The organism is Calditerrivibrio sp., assembly GCF_049968475.1.
GTDB classification, from domain to species: domain Bacteria; phylum Chrysiogenota; class Deferribacteres; order Deferribacterales; family Calditerrivibrionaceae; genus Calditerrivibrio; species Calditerrivibrio nitroreducens_A.
Genome location: NZ_JBMFQS010000006.1, coordinates 74,793 through 97,722, shown reverse-complemented (window position 1 = coordinate 97,722; position 22,930 = coordinate 74,793). Strand labels below are relative to the sequence as shown.

Below are 22,930 nucleotides of genomic sequence, written 5' to 3'. Positions count from 1 at the left end.
ACTATGCTAAAGAATAGAAAGTTTATAAGGGTTGCAATCATTTTGCTAATACTACTAATCGTAGGCATATCGTCAGGATTCAGGTATTACCAGCTATATGATTGGAAAGTAAACCACCCATCTTATTTTGTGGGAAATACCGTTTCTTTAACCACCCTCGATGGGTATTACTGGTTAAGACTCGCCAAAACCTATGACAATCTGACAGACAAAAACACCCCCGATACCTATAGGGGTTACCCTGATTACCCATATACCTACAAGCTTGAAATGAACAATCTTCTGGTCTATCTCATCAACAAAACTTCAAAACTCATAGGGAATTACTATTACGCAGGAGTATATCTTGTAATAATACTCTCCAGCCTCTTTATCATCCCCCTTTTTTTGTATCTCTCCTCCTGTGGTTTTACTTCCCCAGCTATAGTTGCAACACTACTAACCACCTTCAGCTATTCATATCTTTACAGAACATTTGTGGGGAGGGTGGACACAGACTGTCTAAATCTATTTTTCCCTTTCATGATGAGCTACCTGATCTATCTCATACCTAGGCTCGAAGGTTATCGTAGATATATCGCTTCAATTGCCCTTGGCATTACCGCATATCTCTTTATGTGGTGGTACCCGTATCCAGGTTTTCTGATAGTTTATCTGGGGGTATTTGTATTATACCTCATCATAAAAAGGGTAAAGTTCTGGGCTATCTTGACCTCAAGCGTCCTATTCATCCTATTTGCAAACCCAAAATATTTTATAACCGGTATCGATAATATTATATATTTCATCTTTGGTTCGAAATATTTTGCCGGTGAGGCAATAAATGTAAATAAAATAGCTTGGCCAAATATAGCAGAATTCATATCAGAAACCCAAAAACAAGGGTGGCAAACAATTCTATTATACGCCGCCGGCAACAAGTATTTAGGATTGGCAGGATTAATCGGTCTTGCACTTTTTATTCTCCGATTAAGATTTGATATATTACCTCTTTTACCAATATTACTGCTGGGGCTTATATCATTTAAATCTGGCAATCGATTCACCATGTACCTGTCTCCATTTATTTTTGCTGGTCTGGGATTTTTAATATACTTCTCATCGGAATATTTCGTTTACAATGGGCTAAAGGTATTTAAAGAATATGTAAAAATGTTCACTGAAACTATATCCACCATCATATCCATAATATTTGTGGCTATTGCAATCTATTTTTTTAGTGGTATTCATTACAAACCCACCCCATCAGTACCTTTGAATATCCAGCAAACTATGATAGATATGAGAAATCGATTTGGAGCAGCTCCGGTAGTCTGGACATGGTGGGATTTTGGTTATGCTTACCAGGATCTTGCAAATTTTAGCACCGTCCATGATGGAGGGATACATGGAAAGGAGAGAACTTACTTTGTGGGTTTGAGTCTTTCATTGCCGGATCAGATGAAGATGAGAAACATCATAAGCTATTTTGATAATAAAGGATTTAGAATGCTTGAAAAAGGTGATTTAGATCCCAAAAAAATCGTCCTCGAGGCAACAAATTTTACACTTCCGGTAAAAAATAGAGATATACTTGTGGTAGTTTCTTACGATATGGTACACAAATATGATGGAATCGATTTTTTTGCCAAATGGGATTTTGATAAGAAAAAAAGCGACTACGACGATTACGAAAAGCTCTCCTGCAATTACGATAGTTCTACTCTTAGATGTAATGACGTAGACGTGGATTTAACTCAGGGGGGTTGGGGGGATGAACAGCTTTCAAAAGTATATATAATAGATGAATCCGGCATATTAAAATATTATGATTTCAACGTCGATGGAAGAATTATTCAGATCGTATTGAAGAATAATCAGGTTTTTATATCATATATTTTAGATGATTCTGTGTTTCAATCAAATTTCAACCAGTTATACTTTTTTGGAAAATATGATGCCAAAATATTTGAAAAGGTTTATGACAATTTTCCCATAATGAGAGTTTTTAGAGTAAAGTAGGGGGTTTTTGATGAAGAAGATTTCCATATCAGTTGTTCTTTTAATTGTTTTTACCACAATAACGTTTGGAATATCCACGTATAAAAGGTTCTGGCAGCTTTCCGTATGGAACACCCAGAAAGAAGCCACCTATGCTAAGGATGGTAGAATTTCAATGACCACACTTGATGCATATTACTGGACAAGGCTGGCAAAGGAATACAATAACGGTAAATTTGGGGATAACAAAACAGATCCACTCAAATCTTACCCCGATCATGAATCATTCCCTTCATATCCTACACTGCTGGTTTTTCTGCTGGCAAAACTACCAAAACTTTTCTCCAGTGACATGTACATTACAGGGATATACTTCACATCCATCTTCGCCGGTCTTTTTATCATCCCCCTTGGAATTTATTTCTACAGAATTGGTCTTGGTCTTGTGGGTATTGCCGGAGGGTTATTCGGAACATTCAGTTATGCCTATTATGTACGATCCTGTAATGGAAGGGTTGATACAGACAGCTTACTCCTTTTTTTCCCCATAATAATTGGGTTGTTTTTCCTTATGATTACCCAAACGGAAGATAAGAAGAAGCAGTACATTTATGCAGGATTGGCAGGATTTTTCATGCTTTTGATGAACTGGTGGTATCAGCATTACGGGTTTGCCGTTGTTTATGGAGTTGTACTTGTGATATATCTTTTGATTTATAGATTTAAAATAAAAGATATAACTATACTTACAGGTATTTATATCCTTTTCTCCAATCCATTGTTTTTCATCTATGGCATTGGAAACCTCTTCGATTTTGTTTTCAAAACAGGTTACTTTCATAAAACCTCATTAAAACTGGCGAATGTATCATGGCCAAATATAATGGAAACAATATCTGAATCGAATAAGAAAAACTGGGGTGAGATCCTGAGCATGATTTTGGGAAACCCTAAAGTGGCAGCTATTGGGATCATTGGTATTTTGATGACATTTATTACGAAATTTAAGCAGATGATCCCCCTTTCCCCTCTGCTTGTGCTTGGTATGCTGGCATTTATCTCAGGAAATAGATTTTCTATGTTTCTGGCACCACTTGCAGGGGCAGGTCTGGCTTATATACTATTTCTTATACTGTATTACGGATTGAAATACCTTAATATGAATCAGAAGATCAATGATTTCGTTTTACCTCTCGTTATCTACCTTATATTTTTTGGGGCTTCAAACACCCTTACCGCCTACAACGTAGTGCTACCCCCATCCATCCCCATACCGATCCAAAACAGCTTTCTTGATATAAAAGATAAAGTCCCAAAAGGATCTCCGGTATTTACCTGGTGGGATTTTGGATATGCCCTGATGGATATCGGGGAGTTTTCAGTCTACCATGATGGGGGTGCTCATGGGGCTGACAGAAGTTATTTTGCCGCCAAAGCATTTGTGGAAACCGACCAGAAAAAGATGTATGGTATCATTAGTGCTATAGACAACTTTAAGTTTGAAGGGATAAACAGGATGCTTGATGACAACAAATCCACCAACTCCGTGGTTCAGAGAATAATGAATTACGCAGGAAAACCAAAAAACGAAAATATCATCGTTCTCTACACCTCCGATATGATTGGAAAATATGGTGCACTTGCCTTTTTCGGAAACTGGGATTTTGAAAAAAAAGAGACAAAGCCTGAGGGATACCGGGAGTTGAGTTGTAAAAGCTTTGATGGTAAAATCCTACAATGTGAAAATGCCATTCTGGATACGGAGACTGGTCTAATAAATAAACAGGTACCCATAAAACGTTTCGTTATTACCCAAAATGGTAAACTTATTCAAAACCTTGAATATCCCCATACTTCGGATATAACAATCCAACTCGTTGCTTATAATAACAATCTAATAGGATCATTTATTCTTACCGAATCGGTATATAGATCAAACTTCAACCAGATGTACCTTCTGGGAAATTATGATACCACTCTGTTTGAAGAGATATACAACAATTTTCCCCACGCAAGAGCCTTCAAGGTAAAAGTGAAATAGGATATGAACGTAAAAAAGGTTGTGGCAGTAATTTTATTTATAACTATCGCCATCTTTTCCATATATGCATCGTATCTTTTAAGATTTGAATTTAATATTCCAGATGACTTTTTTAACGAACTTGTAAAACATCTACCTTTGATAGTATTCACGAAGCTTTTAGTATTCTGGTATTTCAACTTTTTTAGAGGTTGGTGGAGGTTTGTATCTATCTATGATGCAATAAATATAACCCGATCAAGCTTTATATCAACCTTTTTTATAATGGTTTACCTATACCTGATTTACGGCTTCTACAAAATGCCACGATCTGCTTTCATCATAGATCTGTTCCTTTTTACGATCCTTATATTCATTTTAAGGGTATCCCCAAGGCTTTTAAAAGAAAGTTATGGTAAATTTTTAGGGAAAAAGGTCATTAAAAAGAGGGTGTTGATTGTGGGGGCAGGCAGCGCAGGGCAGATGATAGCAAGGGAGATAAAAAACAACGACAAATTACATGCAGAAGTGGTGGGATTTGTGGATGATGATGCGAGAAAGATTAAAACAAAAATCCTTGGGATACCAGTAATTGGATCCACCGAAGAGATACCCATAATAGCCAAGGATGATGAGATAGATGAAATAATAATAGCAATCCCCTCCGCAACTAAAGAAGAGATGCAGAGGATCGTTGAAAAATGTAGGGAATCTGGTGTTAAATATAAGATTACACCGGGGTTTGGGGAAATACTTGAGGGTAAACTTTCTGTAAATAGGATAAGAGATGTTGAGATCGAAGATCTGCTTGGGCGTCCACCCATTCAGCTTAAACTTGCTGAAATTGAAAAATACCTCAAGGATAAAGTAGTACTTGTGACGGGGGCTGGTGGTAGTATTGGTGGAGAGATCGCAAGACAGGTATCTAGATATTTCCCTAAAAATCTTATAATTCTGGATATAGCAGAAACTCCCCTCTTTTTTATAGAAAATCATCTGAAATCCTCTACGACTGATTTAAATTTAACAACAGTAATCGGTGATGTAAAGAATATTAATAAGATGGAACAGCTGTTTAAATCTCACAAACCTGATATCGTAATACACGCCGCAGCCTATAAACATGTCCCGATGATGGAATTAAATCCAGACGAAGCTATATGGAATAATATATTTGGTACAAAGGTAATAGCTGATCTATCGTGTAAATATGAAGCGGATAAATTTATACTGATATCCACGGATAAAGCAGTTAACCCCACAAATATAATGGGGGCAACAAAAAGAATTTCAGAGCTTTACATAAAAACATTCCCGGATGGTATAAAGACAAAGTTTATCATTGTGAGATTTGGAAATGTCTTAGGAAGCAACGGCTCCGTGATACCTATATTTAAAGAGCAAATAAAAAATGGTGGCCCCGTCACAGTTACCCATCCTGAGGTCACAAGATATTTCATGACGATACCTGAGGCGGCTCAACTGGTACTACAGGCGGGGGGTATTGGCAAAGGTGGTGAGCTATTTCTACTTGATATGGGGGAACCTGTAAAGATTCTCAAACTTGCCGAAGAGATGATAAGACTTTCAAATTTTGAGCCTTATAAAGATATAGAGATCGTGTTTACAGGATTAAGACCTGGAGAAAAGCTCTACGAAGAGCTTCTGCTGGTTGAAGAAGGTAGCACGAAAACGGAATATGATAAAATATGGATAGCAAAACAGAAACCAGTGGATAGTGATCTTATATTAAACATCATAACTGAGCTACTGGAAAAAAGTGGGAGCTTGAACCTATCAGAGATCAAAGATATTATGAGGAGAATAATACCTAATTTAAAATAGAGGAGGATTTATGAAAAGATACATTTTTACGATCTTTTTTACAGCATTCTTTTCCCTTTTTGCCCATGGAACCCCAATCAAGATCGGGTCCCTATCAAACCCCAATGTGGTGGTTGCATTTGTTATGAAGGAAAAGAACTACGCAGAGATGCAATTTGTGCCTGTGATGGGCGATGTTTCAACGATGGTGGGGCTTATGAAATCAGGTAAAGTTGATGCGGTATTTGTAAACTACGAAGCTGCCCAGAAATTGGCAAAAGATCTAAATTGGGTATATGCAGGATCCTCCATAAGCAAGGCGGTTCATATCATCACCACAGAGCCGATCAAAGACAAAACCGATCTGGAAAGATTTAATATCGTCGGTTCCTTCAGAGGTGGTTCACCGGATATTCTCTTTAGAAAGCTCAATATCAAAAAAGAGCCTCTTTTCACCGATTTAAATATAGCTGTGCAGCTATTTCTCAAAGGTGAATACAATGCCATATTCCTGCCGGAACCCCATGTGAGCAACGTTATACTGAAAATGAAAAAACTTAATAAAAATTATTACGTTTATGATATTCTTTCTCTTTATAATACCCCTTATAGGTATCCAATAAATGCCCTATTGGTAAAAGATCTGGAAACTCAAAAAATATTAGTTGAAGCAACTAAGAAGGTGGTGGAGTTTATCGAAAACAATCCGGAGGAGACCGTAAAAATATTTAACAAAAACTTTAAAAATTATTTCAACATGGAATTTCCTTCCGCAGCACTGGAGGAAGCCATAAAAAATAAAAGATTGAAATTCGAATATTTTGAACACAAAGAATGAAGTTAAAGATTTTTTTGGTGATCCTGTTTGTATCGATCTGGGAGGTTGCTTCCTTTTTTACCGAAAGCTACATCCTCCCGGATCCTTTACAAGTATTAAAAGTAATCTACCAATCCATAAATTATGACCTTTTCAAGAATATCTCAGGTAGTCTTCTGAGGCTACTTATTGGATATACCATTTCCCTCATAACAGCACTTCTACTTTCGATATTTGCACAAAAATACGACATCATAAAAAGATCCGTCTCAATAGTATCATCTTCCGCTTTAAAGGTGCCAAATATCGCTTATCTTACCTTCTTTATGCTTTTTGTGGGGGTTGGAGATTATACCGTTATCCTGACTATTGTTGTGACATTAATCCCTACGATAACGTTATCTTTTCTATCAGTTTTCGATCAGCTAAATAGACATGTGACAGAGATCTCTGATATATTCAAAGTCCCATTTTATAGAAGAACCATTTATTTTTACATCCCATCCCTCGTGGAAAGTTTTTCATCGATACTGAGCCTTACATTCTCTTTGGGATTCAAATTACTCATAATGGCCGAGTTTATAGCTGGCACAAACGGTCTTGGATATAGACTCGTGGAAAAAAAGGTAAGTTTCAACATGGATGAAGTGATGGCTTATATCTTAATCATAGTCATCTCCGGACTATTAGCAGAAAAAGTTTTAGAAATTGGATTTAAGAGAATAAAACGATGGATATTCTAAGATTACAATCACTATCGTTTGGCTACGAAGGCAAAACGATCATAAAGGATCTCAATATCAGTTTTAAATTAAACAGATTTGAGGCTATCTTAGGTGAAAGTGGAATAGGGAAAACCACACTGACCAACCTGATCCTTGGAAGATTAAAACCAACCAGAGGGGAGATAATTAGAAACTTTAGAAAGGTGGGGTTCGTTTCCCAATATGATTCTTTGATAGAAAATATATCGGTACTTAAGAATATAGAGTATGTATCCGGAGATAAAGATAGTTCATTAGAAGCTCTCAAGCTGGTGGGACTTTCAAACGTTGCCCATCTTAAAGCTCGGGTCTTGAGTAAGGGGATGAAAAAAAGGGTGGAGATAGCAAGGGCTTTAAGCATAAATCCAGATCTGATTATAATGGATGAGCCTTTTGGTAATTTAGATTACTTCACAAAATTAAACCTCGTAGCAAGATTAAAACATTTCATAAAAAGTATAAATGCCACATTCATATATATCACCCATGATATCGATGAGGCTCTAATTATATCAGACAACGTAACAATTTTTAATACAAAACCGTTACAAAATAATTATATGCGTATAGAAGGGGTAGAATTGCTTGATAAAAAGAGTACTAAAGAAGATATTTTAAAATTTATTTCAAAAGGTCAGATAAAAATAACCTCAGGGGGATAAAAATGGACATCCATCAGATGAAGATATTTTTATCAGTGTTTACCGAAAGGAGCATCACAAAAGCGGCGGAGAAACTGAACATCACCCAGCCAACCATAAGCGAACATATAAGAAACATGGAAAATGTTATGGGAAAAAAGCTCTTCATAAGAAGCGGTAAAGAGATGAAACCCACAGAGTTTGCCTGTGAAATATTTCCAGGCATTATAGATTTAATAAACCGATATGATAAATTTTTAGATCAGCTTGATATAAAGAAAGAATCTGTCGATAAGCTTTCTATTGGAAGTAGTAGTGTACCCAAGATCGTAATTTTACCTATAGCAATTCATAACTTCCAGATGCACTATCCAGATGTCAAAATGATTATTAATATATCCGATTCCGTAAGTATCATCGAAAAAGTCAAAAGATATGAAATTCCATTGGGCTTTGTGGGAACTGTTATCCCGGATGACAGACTTACATATGAGAAGATATTCGAAGATGAGCTTATAATAGCTTGCAGAAAAGGGTTATTTCATAGAATCGACTTGGAGATTGATGATCTATTTAAATATAAATTCGTATCAAGGGATGAGGGCTCTGGGACGAGAAAAGAGGCGGAATCTTATCTAAAAAAAGCAGGCTTATCAATCAACAAATTTAAGCCTACCATAGTTACGAACGACTTTGATATCTACGTTGATCTTATTAGAAAAAACGACTTTTTTGGATTTATGTCGAAAGTTGTAGCCGAAAAAAAAGAGCTATCTATACATCGCATTAAAAATATCAAACTGAAAAGAGGGATATACGCTCTATATAGAAATGATATAGAACTCCCCCACGAATATAATAGCTTTAAAAATATCTGCAAATCGATATAGGCTAAACCTATATTTTGAAAATCACAATTCCTATTTTTCTATTTGACTATTAGCATATTTAAATATATCTATAATACCTACATTAAAACCATTCAGGAGGCATAATGAAGAAGCTACAATTAATTTTACTGTTTGTATTAATATCCATTTCAGCTTTTGCAGGACTTTTTTCCAGCTACAACTATATTTCTGGTGATGAGCTGGTAAACTGGATCAAAGCAAAAAAACAGTTCATCATAGTTGATATTCAACCCCAAAAAGCCTTTGATGATGAACATATTGTCGGAGCAATACCAACCTATGCATTTCCAGCCAAAACTGATGAAGAGAAAAAAAGGCTTGATCCTGTTATTGAAAAGATCAAACAAAACAACCTGCCCGTAATCATTGTTTGCCCCTCCGGTAAAACTGGGGCAGAAAATGCCTACAAATATATAAAAAGCAAAGGTATCAGTGATAAGAGACTTTACATACTAACAGGTGGCATGGGGAGCTGGACTCACAATGAATTTTCAGAACCAAAATAAGATAAAACAGCTTTCAGAAAAATACTTCAAAGAAGGGCTATACTGTTCTGAGTCGATTTTAAAAGCCTTTGAAGATGTCACCGGATACAGCTTTTCAGAAGACTTCAAAAGGTCAATGACGATTTTAGGTGAAGGGATTGGGGAAAGCGGATGCATCTGCGGAGCCCTTTCCTCCGCCATTCTAATAGCAGGCCATTTTTCCGGAAGAACTTCGGTGGAAGCCGATAGAGGATATGCCCAGAAATTAGGTAAGATAATCATAGATAAATTTAAATCTAAATATCAAACAACCTGTTGCAAAACACTTAAAAAAAGAAGTGAGATAATGTTTGGGATAGGCCAGTATAGACATTGTCCCGAAATGACTTCCTTTTGTGCAGAGATGATCTACAAGATTGCCTTAGAAGAAGGCTGGATAAAGGAGGAATAGATTGTACAACGTTGGTGATCTGATAAAGAAATCGTATGAAGGTGAAAGTCTTAATTTTGAAGAGATAGTCTATCTGCTCAATTTTTTGCCAAATTCACCGGAGGGCTACGAAATAATCAAAGCTGGAGGCCTTCTTTCGAGAAAACTATCAAACAACGTAGCAGAGATACACGGACAGTTTGCCCTCAATCTTTCCCCCTGCCCTGCGGACTGCAAATTCTGTTCATTTGCATCCATCAACAAAGTATTTACCGAGCCCAAAGAATTGAGTATCACAGAGGCAATAAACTATGCCCTTGATTTTGAGAAAAATTCTGAATGCGCATGTATATACATAATGACCACAGCCAACTACGATTTTGGAAAATTTATAGAATATACCACAGAAATCAAAAAATATTTAAAACCAGAAACTATACTAATAGCAAATATAGGTGATCAACCATTAAATAATGCCATAAGAATGAAAGAAGCAGGGTTTACCGGAGTATACCATGCAGTAAGAATGGGTGAAGGAAGAGACAACAAACTATCGAAAAAATTAAGACTGAAGTCGATAGAAAATTTTAAGTCTGCAGGGCTTCTGGTGGGCACATGTGTGGAGCCAATAGGTTCGGAGCATACAATGGAGGAGATTGCGGAAAAAATACTCATTGCCGCTGAGATAAACCCGGTTTTCAGCGGTGCCATGAGGAGAATAAATATACCTGGCAGCGAACTGGCCAAATTCCAAATGGTATCAGAGCTTAAAATGGCTCAAATAGTAGCAGTCACAAGACTTGCCACTCCACATAATATAATCGGCAACTGCACCCACGAACCGAATCCATTGGGGATCTTTGCCGGTGCAAACCTTATCTGGGCGGAAAGTGGCGCCAATCCTAGAGATGTAAAAGAAAAGACTGAGGAGAGTAGAGGCTTTTCTGTCTCTAAATGTGCCGATATGATGGAAGATATGGGCTGGAACCTCTTACATGGACCGTCAAAATATTACAGTGGTTGATAAAGCAATAGCAATATTCTGCAAGCCTCCAAAAAAGGGGTATGTAAAAACAAGACTTGCAGCTGATACAGATGAGGAGTTTGCTCTTAGGATCTACGAGATACTTTTAAGAAAGATCCTAATACAGCTCGATGCCTTTAATCAGATGGATAAAACTGTAGATATATACTATTACATTTCTGATGCGGATAGGTCGGAATTTGAAAGATTCCTCTCAGATAACCTATTGCTCTCAAGAGATAAATTCCTAAGGGTTCAAAATGGCTCCGATTTAGGTGAGCGAATAAAGAAAGCTTTTGAAGAACTTTTTAGTAATAATTACCAAAAAGTAATCATCATAGGTAGTGATATATTAGGAGACCTGGTCTATAATATTACAATAGCTTTTGAATATTTAAAAAAAAGTAACTACGTGGTAGGCCCCTCCTTTGACGGGGGGTTTTATCTCATTGGTGCAAATCGGTCTTTTGATGAAGAGCTATTCAACGGAATCACATGGAGTAGTAATAATGTATTAAATAAGCTTAAAGATAATCTCCATGGAAAGCTTTATAGCTATCGCCTTCTTGATACTTTGTTGGATGTTGATAGGTATGAAGATCTAATAAAGGGTATACAGATGGGGATTTTGGATAAAAATCTACTCTACAGAAGCAAATAATGAAAAGGTTTGGGGTATTTGTGATCATTTTTTCGATTTTTTTGGTTATCAGATTCTCTGGGGTTGCAGAATATCTTACACTGGAAAATCTTCAAAAATATAAAGTTATTTTGGAAGAATATGTTCATAAGTACTTTTTCATAACATCTATCAGTTATATCATTTTGTACATTTTAGTGGTCACCTTTTCAATACCTGGAGCTTCTGTCCTAAGCCTCGCAGGGGGTTATATATTTGGTCTCTTCCCAGGTCTTTTATATATAAACTTTTCGGCTGTTGCAGGAGCTACCTTAGCATTTTTAGCTGCACGATATATAATCGGTGATCTTCTGCAGAAAAAATATGCAGAAAAATTGCATCGATTCAATGAAGAGATGGAACAAAACGGACACCTACATCTACTCACACTGCGGTTTGTTCCTATATTCCCATTTTTTATGGTAAATATATTTGCTGCCCTCACCAATGTGAAGCTTTACACATATATATGGACAACAGCCGTTGGGATATTCCCAGCTTCCATAGCATTTACCTATGCTGGTAAGACATTGGCAAACATAAGATCTGTAGACGAAGTTTTATCCAAAGAGCTATTTTTTGCTCTAATATTACTCGGAATAGTTTCCCAACTTCCCCGCATAATAAAAACTGTTCGAAAAAAATAGATCCTTTTATGAAAGTCACCCTCATCATACCCACATACAATGAGATCGGTATAGAGGATAAGATCATAAAACTTACGGATGAGCTAAGATCCTTCGATTACGAAATTATCATTGTGGAGGGTTTTGATAGCCCCATACCACCGGTTGAAGAGATAAAAACCCCTTTTAAAGGTCTTAAAGGTATATATCATATAAAATATCCAAAAGGGCGAGGTATTCAACTTGCCAAAGGGGTAAATCTGGCAGAAGGTGAATTGTTAATCTTCCTACATGCAGATACTGCCTTTACCAGAAATCAGTTGGAAGATATTTTTGAAAACTGGGAAGATTTTGATTATGGAGCCTTTAGATTGAAAATAGATGGTGGAGGTCTGTTGTACCGCCTTATCGAATTTTTTGTCTATCTTAGAAGCAGAATATTTAAGCTTCCCTACGGTGACCAAACAATATTCATAAAAAGTGATAAGTTAAAAAAAATCGGCTCGATAAAACCGTTACCTCTGTTCGAAGATGTTGAGCTTATGATCCGATGTAAAAAAGAGGATCTCAGATTCTACCTTTCCAAATACCATTCGATCACATCTAATAGACGATGGCAGAAAAATGGAGTATTAAAAACATCTGTAAAAAATCTATCCCTATTAATTCTATATTTAGCCGGAGTAAAAGTAGAAAAGCTCTACAGGCTTTATTATAACAATCGGTGAATCCTCATTTGTCAATTTCTACTGGAAAACGGAAGTTGTATATAATCATTTAAGATAATAAAGTGTCACAAATATGACTGTTGATTACGAGATTTTTGGGTAGGAGAATTTAACGGCTATATTATAAAACATTATGCCTTTGAAAGAAAACAAATAAGAGTTCGGATGAAAATAGTATTGCTAAATAAATATCAGATACCTATTAAGACAAAGCTACTATTAAATGTGTGTCATCTCGTTTATAAAATCTCAGGTTTTGGAATTGAAAAAAAATAAACCGATTATCGGTGCAAACAGTTTTACTCATGAATCCGGCATGCATGTTGATGGTGTGTTGAAGGACCCATCCACATGCGAGCCTTACAACCCAGATATTCTAAATTTAAAAAGAAAGATCACCTTTGGTTCTACATGTGGTAGAGTAAATATTGTATTCTTAAATATGCTAAAAAACAGATTATCTTCCAAAAAATATATCCCGATGGAACTACTTGATGACTTGAAATATGCAAATTATAATATTATTAATAGAGGATAAAATTTTTTAAAAATCTGCCATCACTCTCAACCCCTCTTTTTGGGATCTATCTTGTTATAAAGGTGGTAAGCGGTATCAGGACCGGTTAATTTCTTAGCAGCCTCAGTGGGTAAATTTATTTTGCCTTTCAATATCAACTCTTTATACTTAGCTTTAATTCTTATCTCTTCCGCCTTGATATCTTTCATATCATCCCCTTTTCATGTTATAATAAATTTAAAGATAAAAAAAACAAGAGATTCTTGACATTATAAAAAGTAACGATATATTAAAACAAAAAAAAAGGTGAAAATATGCAAGAATTAACGTTGTATGGTGTTTTTTTTGCGGGACTGCTTACTTTTCTTTCCCCCTGTGTACTACCCCTTTTGCCGGGATATATATCGTTCATATCAGGGGAAAGCATAGATTGCTTGACCACTCAGGGATGCAAAGGTGCAAAATTAAAAGCTTTTTTTGGCGCCGTATTCTTTGGATTGGGCTTCACCATCGTTTTTGTGGCATTAGGGGCATCCGCCACAACCGTAGGTAAAATTCTAAATGAATATAGGTTATATTTTGAAAAGGTTGCGGGGGTAATAGTCATTTTACTTGGAATCCATCTTATTGGACTATATAGGATAAATCAACTACTAATGCAAAAAAAATGGAATTATAAAAAGATAAATGCACCTTTCTTTGTGGAGGCATTTCTTCTGGGTGTGGCCTTCGTTCTGGGATGGACCCCCTGCGTAGGGCCAATACTTGCGGGGATTTTATCCCTTGCAGCAAAAGAAAACACTGTATCCCAGGGGATTTTTATGCTTTTCATCTACTCTCTCGGGTTGTGGATCCCCTTTCTCATTTCGGCGGTTGCTTTAGGATACGTAATTGGTGGGATCAAAAAAGCTTCAAAATACTTTGTAATTGTGGAAAAGTTAGCTGGATTACTTTTGATATTGATAGGTGTTCTCATGCTTACCGGCTCACTCACCTCCATTGTATCATTTTTGACTACAATATTCCCCTTTCTACTGGAGCTTGGATAAATGAAATTACACACCATATATCGTACTCAGAGGATATTTTCAGATTTAAAGAAGATATGGAGCTTTTTTTCTTCACCACTAAATCTTGCCACAATAACCCCAAAATGGCTAAATTTCACCGTTTTATCTGAAATACCGGAGAAAATGTATGAAGGAATAATAATTGAATATAAAATCACACCTCTTTTAAACATCCCGGTTAAATGGATAACAGAAATTACCCACATAAAAGAACCCTATTTTTTTGTGGATGAACAGCGATTTGGCCCTTATAAGTTCTGGCATCACAAACATTTTTTCATTCAAAAAGATGGCTTTGTGGAAATGATCGATAAAGTGGATTACATACTCCCATACGGAATTTTTGGTGAAATGATACATCCTTATGTAGCAGAAAAACTCAAGGAAATATTCGATTACCGCCAGAAAAAAGTGGATGAGATTTTTAATTAAAAAAATTATATGTATCTTGACAACATCCTTATAAATATGTAATAGTTTTTTCAAGGGGGATTTATGAAAGTTTTGCTTATTGATGATGACCCTGTTACAAAAGAAATTATTTTTTCCTACCTTGAAACTTTGGGTAACGATCTTTGTTATGCTAAATCGGCGGAAGAAGGATTAAATCTACTTAGTGAAGAGAAATATGACATAGTCATATGTGATTTTATCCTGCCAGGCATGAATGGGATAGAGCTCTGTAAAGAGATAAGAAGACGTGAAGAAGGTAGCCTTGATTATACATATTTTATAATGATTACCCACAAGTTATCAAAAGAAGTCTTCAACAACAGCCTTTCCTGTGGTGCAGATGATTTTATCTTCAAGCCTTTCGACGAAAATGAATTTATCTCAAGATTCAGAGCTGGTGTCAGGATCATTGAGCTTATAAAAAGATTAAAAAGTGCAAAGCAAGAGATTGAAGAAATTTCAAGAACAGATTATCTAACAGGGATATACAATCGCCGTGCCCTGATGGAGATTCTCTCTGCTGAGCTTTTCAGATCCATTAGAGAAAAAACAGAATTATGCGCTGCAATACTTGATCTTGACAATTTTAAAAATGTTAACGATGTATACGGCCATTTTGTTGGTGATGAAGTATTGAAGGGATTTGTGGAAATAGCAAAATCGTGTATCAGAAGATACGACGTAATTGGCAGATTTGGTGGAGAAGAGTTTATAATAATACTACCAAAAACCACAAAAGAAACTGGATATATGGTAATGGAACGAATCCGAAGCACCCTCGAAGATAAAGGGATAAAAACATCCTCTGGAACTATAAATATCACTGTTAGTATTGGTGTTGCATGTACATGCGACAGTAAAAATGTAGACCAACTTATACATGACGCAGATATCTCACTCTATAAAGCCAAAACATCCGGCAGGAATAGAGTTGAAGTATTTAATGATAACCAAAATTGCAGATAGGACTGGGTAAACGATGGAAAAATCTTTTTGTTTTGTCAGTGATTTTTTAAATTTTCAAAAAAACTTTCCCAATGACAACATAAAGAAAAAGCTTATCAATATATTTTTAGATGAATTGTCTGATAAATTACATGAACTTGAAGGTAGTTTTGCAAATAGAGATATTGAAAGCTTTAAATACCTCATCCATCACATAAAAGGTATGGTGGCAAATATGAGGTTTTCATCATTGTTAAAAGAGATAGAAAAAATCAACGAAATCACTAATAAAGAACTATTCCCGGATAAAGAGCTTTTTGAATCTTTACTTCAAAAATTAAAAGATATAATAATCTATCTGAAAAATTTTGATATTTAAATATGTTAACAATTTCAAAACAATTGTCAGATATCCTTTCAAAACCCCCATTTCCCCAGTTTACCAATATGACATTTTAATAGATTTAATTTAAAAAATCTGTTATAATTTCTGTAGATAACACTAAATATAATATATATAAACTCTCTGGTGGAGGCAGTTTATGAGTGATCTGCGGGAAAAAGCTGAAAAATTGGTGGATGAAACAAAACTCTTCAACACCGATTTAACTAAAGAGGACAAGCTGTCCATCATTTACGAATTGCTCGTTCATCAGAGGGAACTCGAAATCCAGAATGAAGAGATAAGAAGGGCAAACATTGAACTTGAAGAGCTTAAAAATAGCTACCTCGAGCTTTATAATTCTGTTCCGGTGGGGTATCTCACCCTGGATGAAGTGGGTATAATCCTATCATACAATAAAACATTTATAAATATGGTAAACTCTGACAATAATATAAAAGACAGGGCATTCTCAGACTTTATATACGATAAAGATAAAAGGACATTTTTAAGCGTATACAGGGAATTCTTCTCAAATCCAGAGAATAAATCAATAGAGCTAAGACTCAAGAATAAAACTAACTATTTCTATGGTTTAATCACAGGTAGAAAAAATAAGTCAAACTCAAATCTTAATATAACCATAACAGATATCTCAAGCGTAAAAGAAGCCAATCTAAAGCTGCAAACCTATATGAATATATTAGAATCTGCGCCTGTTTCAATAATTATTACGGATAGAAAAAATAAAATAGTTTATTTAAACAATCATTATTGCAACATAACTGGATATAGTAAAAATGAACTTATTGGAAAAGACCCCGGCATCTTAAAATCCGGCAAAACACCCAACGAAACCTATAAATCCCTTTGGGATTCCATTAGGAAAAAAACTCCATGGGAGGGAATCTTTATAAATAAAAAGAAAAATGGTGAGTTTTTCACCGAAGAGTCCAAAATAAATCCTATAATTGACGAAGACGGAAATATCGTATACTACGTAGCCGTTAAAACAGATATTACAGAAAAGCTAAAGCTTCAGGAAAAGATGCAAAAGTTCGAAAAGCTAAGATCCCTCATCTCAATATCCGCTGGGATTGCCCATCATCTTAACAACATAAATACCCCCATCATGATAATGTCAGAGGAACTGAGTAGAGAGCTCGACAACCCCAAATACAAAGAGATGCTTAATGTAATTAGAAACTCTGTTATAAAGGCAACGGATATTATAAACTCCATAAGAAAGTTTAGCAGAAACATGGTGATGATGAAAAGGAATATAAAAATAAAAAATCTGATCGATTTTATTCTGAAACAATCTGAAATCTTATTAAAAGAGATAACTATCATAAAAGAATACAATATTCCTGACGATCTTGAGATTAAGGTTGATATAGATCTCATAAACCAGGCCATCCAGCATATCCTGAAAAATTCAAAAGAGGCCATTTCAAATGATGGCAAAATCGTTATACGCTTACACACAACTTATTTTGATGAAAACAAAATGTCCGGGAAATATCTTCTAATTCAGATTGAGGACAACGGCATAGGAATACCTGAACATATTATGCCTAACATTTTTGAACCATTTTTCACAACAAAACTTATGCATAATGCTCCCGGCCTTGGACTATCAGAGGCACTTGGGATTATTGAGCAGCATGGTGGCACCATTCAGATTAAATCAGACGTAAACAAAGGTACTGAAGTAACTATTATATTGCCATTAAAAAATGATTAAGGGGTTTACATGGACGAAAAGGTTAAAATTCCAGATTATTACATCGCAATAGGGGCATCCGCCGGTGGATTAGAGGCAATTGAACAGTTCATCACCAATATGCCGGAAAATAATAATTTCGGAATAATAATAATTCAGCATTTATCACCGGATTACAAAAGTATGATGGTGGAGATCCTCTCTAAAAAAACTAAAATTCCTGTTAACAAATCTGAAGATGGAATGCTGGTGCAGGCGGGCAACATTTATCTGATCCCCCCCAAAAAGAATCTTACCATAAAAGATGGGAAACTTTTGTTGAACGATCCTACCTATTCCGGTGGTCTAAATTTCCCGATAGACCTTTTTTTAAGGTCCCTTGCGGAGGATCAGGGGGAGAAATCAATTGCAGTGATCCTATCCGGTACCGGAAGTGACGGAGTAAGAGGTGTAAGAGCCATAAAACAACATGGCGGGTTGATTTTTGTACAGGATGAATCGACAGCAAAATTCGATGGTATGCCCAAAGCTGCCATCTCCACTGGCCTTGTGGATTTCATAATGCCCCCTGCAGATATGCCAAAGCAGATAATCTCTTTATTAAATTACCCCTCAAATTTGATAAAAGTGGAATACGATAAGATAATTACCGATCAGGAGGTACTTAATAAGATATTTGCCCTTATAAAGATGAACTATGGGGTTGACTTCTCCCATTATAAACCATCCACAATAACCAGAAGACTCGAAAGAAGGATGAGCATAAATAAAATTGACAATATCTCAGAATACCTAAACTACATCTATCTAAACCCATCTGAGGCAGGTATTCTATTTAAAGAATTCCTGATAGGTGTAACCAGCTTTTTCAGGGATACAGAGGTTTTTCAAAAACTTGAAGAAGAAATCATTCCAGATCTTTTAAATAATATCATAGATAATGAAATAAGAATATGGGTGGCCGGGTGTTCCACAGGTGAAGAGGCCTATTCAATAGCAATTATTTTCAAAGAGGTCTTAGAAAAGCTCAATATCTCAAAACAGATAAAGATATTTGCCACCGATATAGACAAAAAAGCTCTTCAATTTGCCGCTTTAGGTTCCTATCCGGAGAGTATAACAGCAGATGTCCCGATTAATTATTTAAGCAAGTATTTCATAAAACAGGGTAGCCAGTTTGTGATATCCAGAAATATTAGAGAAAATATCGTATTTGCAGAACATAATCTAATCAAAGACCCCCCTTTTACAAATATCTCTTTTATAAGTTGCAGAAATCTACTTATATATTTGAAACCTGAAGCCCAATTTAAGGTCCTCAACCATTTTCGCTTTTCACTGAAACAAAATGGGATTATGATACTTGGTACAAGCGAGACAATTGGCGATATGCCAGATCTTTTTGATACTATAGATCCCAAACTAAAAATCTATAGAGCAATAGGTACAACCAAAATTTTGATTGATCCCCAGACAGACAAACCTCTGGCAAACAATTCCAGAAAGGTCATCTCTTCTTTTGAGAGACTTAGATACCATTCCAATGAAGAAAACGAAAAGATACTTGAAAAGGCACTGGCGGAGCTAAGCAATGGTTACTATGATGCATTGGTAGTTGTAAACCATAACATGGATGTTTTATATTTAGAGGGGAATATAGATGAATATTTCAATATGCCAAAAGGTAAGCCGATAATAGAATTAGAAAAGATAACCTCAAAGGATCTATCGATCTCCATCATCAATGGATTAAAAAAATCCTTAAAATACAACAAAAGGGTAAAATACAGAAAGATAATAACTAAAAAAAACAAAAAAATTACCCTGTTAATAGATATATTACCATTTTTAGGGTACAAGAAAGAGCTTTATTGCCTTATAGTCATAACAAATGTAGATGAACAGAAAGAGATAACACCTTTTGAAAATCTACAGATGGATGTCCCTTCAGAATTTGAAGAGAGACTAAAAGATTTAGAAAATGAACTACAGATAACAAAAGAGAATCTGCAGGCCACCATAGAAGAACTTGAAACATCAAATGAAGAATTGCAGGCAACAAATGAAGAACTCCTCGCAAGCAACGAAGAACTTCAGTCCACAAACGAAGAGCTTCAATCCACTAATGAAGAGCTGTACACCGTAAACAATGAACTACAGGCAAAGATTTTGGAATTGAGCGAGTTGCAAAACGATCTTGACAGTATCCTAACATCATCCAACATAGGAATCTTGCTCCTTGACAATGAGATGAAAATTAGAAAATTTTCTCCAAGGATTAAAAATATCTTCAAAGTGCTGGAAATGGACGTTGGAAGACCAATAACCCATATAACCCATTATATCGAAAATATCGACCCATATCAGCTTATTAGATCATCATTGAATGAATTTCACCAACAGGAGTTTGAAATAAAAACAAATGAAGGTAATTTTTACCTGATGAGGATAATCCCCTTTAAGTCAGAATTACCAAAAAATGACGGTGTTGTGGTGACATTTATAGAGATAACACAGTACAAAAAACTTTCAAATTCCGTCATCATAAGAGACCATATCATCAAAGCCACCCAGAAACAATCCAGAATGGGTGGTTGGTATTACGACATAGTACATAATACCATGTTCTGGACAGATGAAGTGTACGTCATTCATGGATTGGATAGGAAATATTTCAATGATGACCCTATGACTCATATAGAGCGATCTCTCCTATGTTACGGAGATAAGGCTGATCTGGTGATGGATGCTTTTAAAAAATGCGTTCTGGAGGGAGTTCCTTACGATCTGGTGTTGCCATTTAAGAAATATACAGGTGAGGAGATAATGATAAAAACCACCGGTAATCCTGTATATGAAGGGGAAAAGATCATAGGTGTGGTGGGAACAATCATAGATATTACAAACACTGAAACTAATAAATAGTATGGCAAAGGATATTTTTGACAACAACGATTATGAAATCTTAGGTGAGAATATTCAAAATAGTTACCTTCTGGATAGAAATCTAAACATTATCGATCTGCACCCAAACTGGGATCTCTTCGTTTATGAAAATTCCGGCGATAAAAAAATTTTAAAATCAAGTATATTAGGGAGAAATATCTTCGAGTTTATCAAAGGCGATAGCGTACGGATGTGGTTTGAATCTCTCATTACCCTGGTAAAATTCTCAAATAGATCGATAACAAGGAATTACAGTTGTGATTCCCCTGATGTCAAGAGATTTATGAAGATGAGGATCACCCCCCAGGAAGGTGGTCAGATAAAATTTGATCATTATATAATAAGCCTTACAAAGATCCCGATAAAAGCTAAAATGCACTTTTATAATAATGCTGAAAATATTATTACACGCTGCTCCGTATGCAACCGCTTTCTGTATCATGAAAAATGGCAGGAGATTGAATTAGTGGCAAATCTTATCGACTTGTCCCGGGTATCAATAGTGGATATAGTATGCGGAGATTGTATAAAAATTAATTACTGAGTTACCTGATGATAGATTTTGAGATATTCAACCTTATAAAATAAGCTGTTTTGATTATGGACGATGATCAACAGATCGTATTTATCAGTGAAACCTTCAAGGATATCTTCCCTAAAGATCTGGATGATGTTAGGCATTTAGATGAACTTATCTTAAGATTCTATGGAAAAGAAAGTTACAAAAATTCAATTTTATTTTCTAATATCAAAAATCCAGACTCCCAATACAGTAGAACGCCTCCGCATCTGAAGAGATGGCATCCACATCTGAAGAGCTTACTTCCCAATCAGAGCAGCTTCTTCATGCAATGGAGTTTTTTAAGTTAAATAATACACAGAGTCATCGAGAGTATCTTAAACCTAAAAAAACGGTAAATGTGGCACACCTCAAAAAGGAACCAAAATCTCTACCGCAATCATCAGAAAACAAAAAAGATAAAAATTGATCCTTTTTCTGATTTAATATCTCTTCAGGAAAACCGATAAACATATCAGGATGGTACTTAGATACCATTTTTTTTATATGCAGACTCAACCAGATCCATGGTGACATATTTTATGACAGATGAATCCACGCAATCAAATTCTTCGAAAAGAACCCTATAAGCTTTTATCAAATCTATAGATCGCATAGTTTTATTTTAAAATAAAATCGATATATTTTCCATATCTTTTTAATCTGGATATACCAGCACAAAAAGTAGTTGACTTGCATCCATCTCGGGTTTATTTTATTCTCTTAAGTTAGATGGAAGGTGAAGGGATGAACAATGTATTCTCTTTTGTAGGTGCATCCGGAAGTGGTAAAACCACTTTTATAGAAAAGCTGATCCTTTTTCTCACAGAAAAAGGGTATAAGGTAGGCGCCATAAAGCATGATGCACATAAATTTGAAATAGATAAGCCTGGAAAGGATTCCTTTAGATTTAAAGCAGCCGGTGCGATTGTGTCTCTTATTTCAAGTCATGAAAAATTAGCTCTTGTAAAATCGAATATCGAAGATGAACCAGATCTCCATGAGATAATTTTAAAATATATGAGTGGAGTGGATATCGTAATCACAGAGGGGTATAAAAAAAGTGCTATCCCAAAGTTTGAGGTTTTTCGTAAAGGGAATGGAAACTTACCGGTATCTTTCGATAGCAGATATCTTATTGGTGTTATTACAGATTATGAACCTTCAGAGGTGATAAATTTACTGAAACATTACTCAACAGAACCCAGACGGGAGATCAAAATCTTCCATTTAGATGATGTGGAAAAAGTTGCCGAATATTTGATTGATATCTGCATAGATGCCAATCCTAAAATTGAAATAGAATCCGGAAATGAAATTATCCAAAAATATTTAGCCGCCCATTTAGATGCTTTAAAATTTTTTTCTGATATAAAAAACGTCAAAATTGAAATCAGGTAGTT

The 22,930-nt window shown here is 35.5% G+C and carries 26 protein-coding genes; 23 read left to right on the top strand and 3 right to left on the bottom strand.

Annotated elements, in window-relative coordinates; translation table 11 throughout:
- Window positions 1–3 precede the first annotated feature (3 nt).
- The 14 genes from ACP5Q2_RS06845 (at window position 4) to ACP5Q2_RS06780 (ending at window position 13,467) form a co-directional block, all read left to right on the top strand.
- Window positions 4–2,001: an STT3 domain-containing protein gene (locus tag ACP5Q2_RS06845; RefSeq protein ID WP_428098560.1), complete on the top strand. Its 1,998-nt coding sequence runs from the start codon at window positions 4–6 to the stop codon at window positions 1,999–2,001.
- Window positions 2,002–2,011: 10 nt separating this feature from the next.
- Complete coding sequence (locus ACP5Q2_RS06840) at window positions 2,012–4,021, top strand: STT3 domain-containing protein (RefSeq protein ID WP_424605090.1); 2,010 nt, start codon at window positions 2,012–2,014, stop codon at window positions 4,019–4,021.
- A 3-nt stretch (window positions 4,022–4,024) separates the two neighbouring features.
- Entirely contained in the window at window positions 4,025–5,845 is a 1,821-nt protein-coding gene (locus tag ACP5Q2_RS06835; RefSeq protein ID WP_428098555.1) for a polysaccharide biosynthesis protein, read from the top strand.
- A gap of 10 nt (window positions 5,846–5,855) precedes the next feature.
- Window positions 5,856–6,662, top strand: a complete 807-nt coding sequence (locus tag ACP5Q2_RS06830; protein WP_428098553.1) for an ABC transporter substrate-binding protein — start codon at window positions 5,856–5,858, stop codon at window positions 6,660–6,662.
- On the top strand, window positions 6,659–7,384 hold the full coding sequence (locus ACP5Q2_RS06825) for an ABC transporter permease (protein WP_428098550.1): 726 nt from the start codon (window positions 6,659–6,661) through the stop codon (window positions 7,382–7,384). The genes ACP5Q2_RS06830 and ACP5Q2_RS06825 overlap by 4 nt, the downstream gene beginning before the upstream one ends.
- The gene (locus tag ACP5Q2_RS06820) at window positions 7,372–8,067 is read left to right on the top strand and encodes an ATP-binding cassette domain-containing protein (RefSeq protein ID WP_424605094.1); all 696 of its coding nucleotides are present in this window, start codon (window positions 7,372–7,374) and stop codon (window positions 8,065–8,067) included. The genes ACP5Q2_RS06825 and ACP5Q2_RS06820 overlap by 13 nt, the downstream gene beginning before the upstream one ends.
- 2 nt (window positions 8,068–8,069) lie before the next feature.
- Window positions 8,070–8,936, top strand: a complete 867-nt coding sequence (locus ACP5Q2_RS06815) for a LysR substrate-binding domain-containing protein (protein WP_428098547.1) — start codon at window positions 8,070–8,072, stop codon at window positions 8,934–8,936.
- 104 nt (window positions 8,937–9,040) lie between these two features.
- Window positions 9,041–9,463: a rhodanese-like domain-containing protein gene (locus ACP5Q2_RS06810; RefSeq protein WP_424605096.1), complete on the top strand. Its 423-nt coding sequence runs from the start codon at window positions 9,041–9,043 to the stop codon at window positions 9,461–9,463.
- Window positions 9,441–9,893 carry a C-GCAxxG-C-C family protein gene (locus ACP5Q2_RS06805; protein WP_428098543.1) on the top strand — a complete coding sequence of 151 codons (453 nt, stop codon included), beginning with the start codon at window positions 9,441–9,443 and terminating at the stop codon, window positions 9,891–9,893. Before ACP5Q2_RS06810 ends, ACP5Q2_RS06805 begins: the two co-directional genes overlap by 23 nt.
- A 1-nt stretch (window position 9,894) precedes the next feature.
- Window positions 9,895–10,896, top strand: coding sequence for a radical SAM protein (locus tag ACP5Q2_RS06800; protein WP_428098541.1), 1,002 nt, complete (start codon window positions 9,895–9,897; stop codon window positions 10,894–10,896).
- Window positions 10,868–11,557, top strand: a complete 690-nt coding sequence (locus ACP5Q2_RS06795; protein ID WP_428098538.1) for a TIGR04282 family arsenosugar biosynthesis glycosyltransferase — start codon at window positions 10,868–10,870, stop codon at window positions 11,555–11,557. The genes ACP5Q2_RS06800 and ACP5Q2_RS06795 overlap by 29 nt, the downstream gene beginning before the upstream one ends.
- Window positions 11,557–12,222: a TVP38/TMEM64 family protein gene (locus ACP5Q2_RS06790; RefSeq protein ID WP_424605100.1), complete on the top strand. Its 666-nt coding sequence runs from the start codon at window positions 11,557–11,559 to the stop codon at window positions 12,220–12,222. Before ACP5Q2_RS06795 ends, ACP5Q2_RS06790 begins: the two co-directional genes overlap by 1 nt.
- 8 nt (window positions 12,223–12,230) lie before the next feature.
- A complete protein-coding gene (locus ACP5Q2_RS06785) occupies window positions 12,231–12,929 on the top strand; it encodes a glycosyltransferase (RefSeq protein ID WP_428098535.1) in 699 nt (232 codons plus the stop codon).
- Window positions 12,930–13,191: 262 nt separating this feature from the next.
- Window positions 13,192–13,467 (top strand): homocitrate synthase/isopropylmalate synthase family protein, encoded by a 276-nt coding sequence (locus ACP5Q2_RS06780; protein ID WP_428098532.1) that lies wholly within the window; start codon window positions 13,192–13,194, stop codon window positions 13,465–13,467.
- A gap of 26 nt (window positions 13,468–13,493) precedes the next feature.
- Here ACP5Q2_RS06780 and ACP5Q2_RS06775 read toward each other — a convergent pair whose 3' ends face one another.
- Window positions 13,494–13,655, bottom strand: a complete 162-nt coding sequence (locus ACP5Q2_RS06775; protein ID WP_424605103.1) for a hypothetical protein — start codon at window positions 13,653–13,655, stop codon at window positions 13,494–13,496.
- 105 nt (window positions 13,656–13,760) lie between these two features.
- On the opposite strand from ACP5Q2_RS06775, the gene ACP5Q2_RS06770 reads away from it, so the two are divergent.
- The 8 genes from ACP5Q2_RS06770 (at window position 13,761) to ACP5Q2_RS06735 (ending at window position 21,838) form a co-directional block, all read left to right on the top strand.
- On the top strand, window positions 13,761–14,495 hold the full coding sequence (locus ACP5Q2_RS06770; protein WP_424605104.1) for a cytochrome c biogenesis CcdA family protein: 735 nt from the start codon (window positions 13,761–13,763) through the stop codon (window positions 14,493–14,495).
- On the top strand, window positions 14,496–14,948 hold the full coding sequence (locus ACP5Q2_RS06765) for an SRPBCC family protein (RefSeq protein WP_424605105.1): 453 nt from the start codon (window positions 14,496–14,498) through the stop codon (window positions 14,946–14,948).
- A 63-nt stretch (window positions 14,949–15,011) separates the two neighbouring features.
- Complete coding sequence (locus ACP5Q2_RS06760; protein ID WP_428098527.1) at window positions 15,012–15,935, top strand: GGDEF domain-containing response regulator; 924 nt, start codon at window positions 15,012–15,014, stop codon at window positions 15,933–15,935.
- Window positions 15,936–15,948: 13 nt separating this feature from the next.
- Window positions 15,949–16,293 carry an Hpt domain-containing protein gene (locus ACP5Q2_RS06755; protein WP_428098523.1) on the top strand — a complete coding sequence of 115 codons (345 nt, stop codon included), beginning with the start codon at window positions 15,949–15,951 and terminating at the stop codon, window positions 16,291–16,293.
- A 163-nt stretch (window positions 16,294–16,456) separates the two neighbouring features.
- On the top strand, window positions 16,457–18,043 hold the full coding sequence (locus ACP5Q2_RS06750) for a PAS domain-containing sensor histidine kinase (RefSeq protein WP_428098520.1): 1,587 nt from the start codon (window positions 16,457–16,459) through the stop codon (window positions 18,041–18,043).
- A gap of 9 nt (window positions 18,044–18,052) precedes the next feature.
- Window positions 18,053–20,947, top strand: a complete 2,895-nt coding sequence (locus ACP5Q2_RS06745) for a chemotaxis protein CheB (RefSeq protein WP_428098517.1) — start codon at window positions 18,053–18,055, stop codon at window positions 20,945–20,947.
- Window position 20,948: 1 nt separating this feature from the next.
- Window positions 20,949–21,512 (top strand): hypothetical protein, encoded by a 564-nt coding sequence (locus tag ACP5Q2_RS06740; protein WP_428098515.1) that lies wholly within the window; start codon window positions 20,949–20,951, stop codon window positions 21,510–21,512.
- A 56-nt stretch (window positions 21,513–21,568) separates the two neighbouring features.
- Complete coding sequence (locus ACP5Q2_RS06735; protein ID WP_428098512.1) at window positions 21,569–21,838, top strand: hypothetical protein; 270 nt, start codon at window positions 21,569–21,571, stop codon at window positions 21,836–21,838.
- Between the two features lie 13 nt (window positions 21,839–21,851).
- Here the strand turns inward: ACP5Q2_RS06735 and ACP5Q2_RS06730 are convergent, their stop codons facing one another.
- Window positions 21,852–22,025: a hypothetical protein gene (locus tag ACP5Q2_RS06730; protein ID WP_428098510.1), complete on the bottom strand. Its 174-nt coding sequence runs from the start codon at window positions 22,023–22,025 to the stop codon at window positions 21,852–21,854.
- On the bottom strand, window positions 22,015–22,143 hold the full coding sequence (locus tag ACP5Q2_RS06725; RefSeq protein WP_428098507.1) for a hypothetical protein: 129 nt from the start codon (window positions 22,141–22,143) through the stop codon (window positions 22,015–22,017). The genes ACP5Q2_RS06730 and ACP5Q2_RS06725 overlap by 11 nt, the downstream gene beginning before the upstream one ends.
- Window positions 22,144–22,274: 131 nt before the next feature.
- On the opposite strand from ACP5Q2_RS06725, the gene mobB reads away from it, so the two are divergent.
- Entirely contained in the window at window positions 22,275–22,928 is a 654-nt protein-coding gene (gene mobB / locus ACP5Q2_RS06720) for a molybdopterin-guanine dinucleotide biosynthesis protein B (RefSeq protein WP_428098504.1), read from the top strand.
- Window positions 22,929–22,930 lie beyond the last annotated feature (2 nt).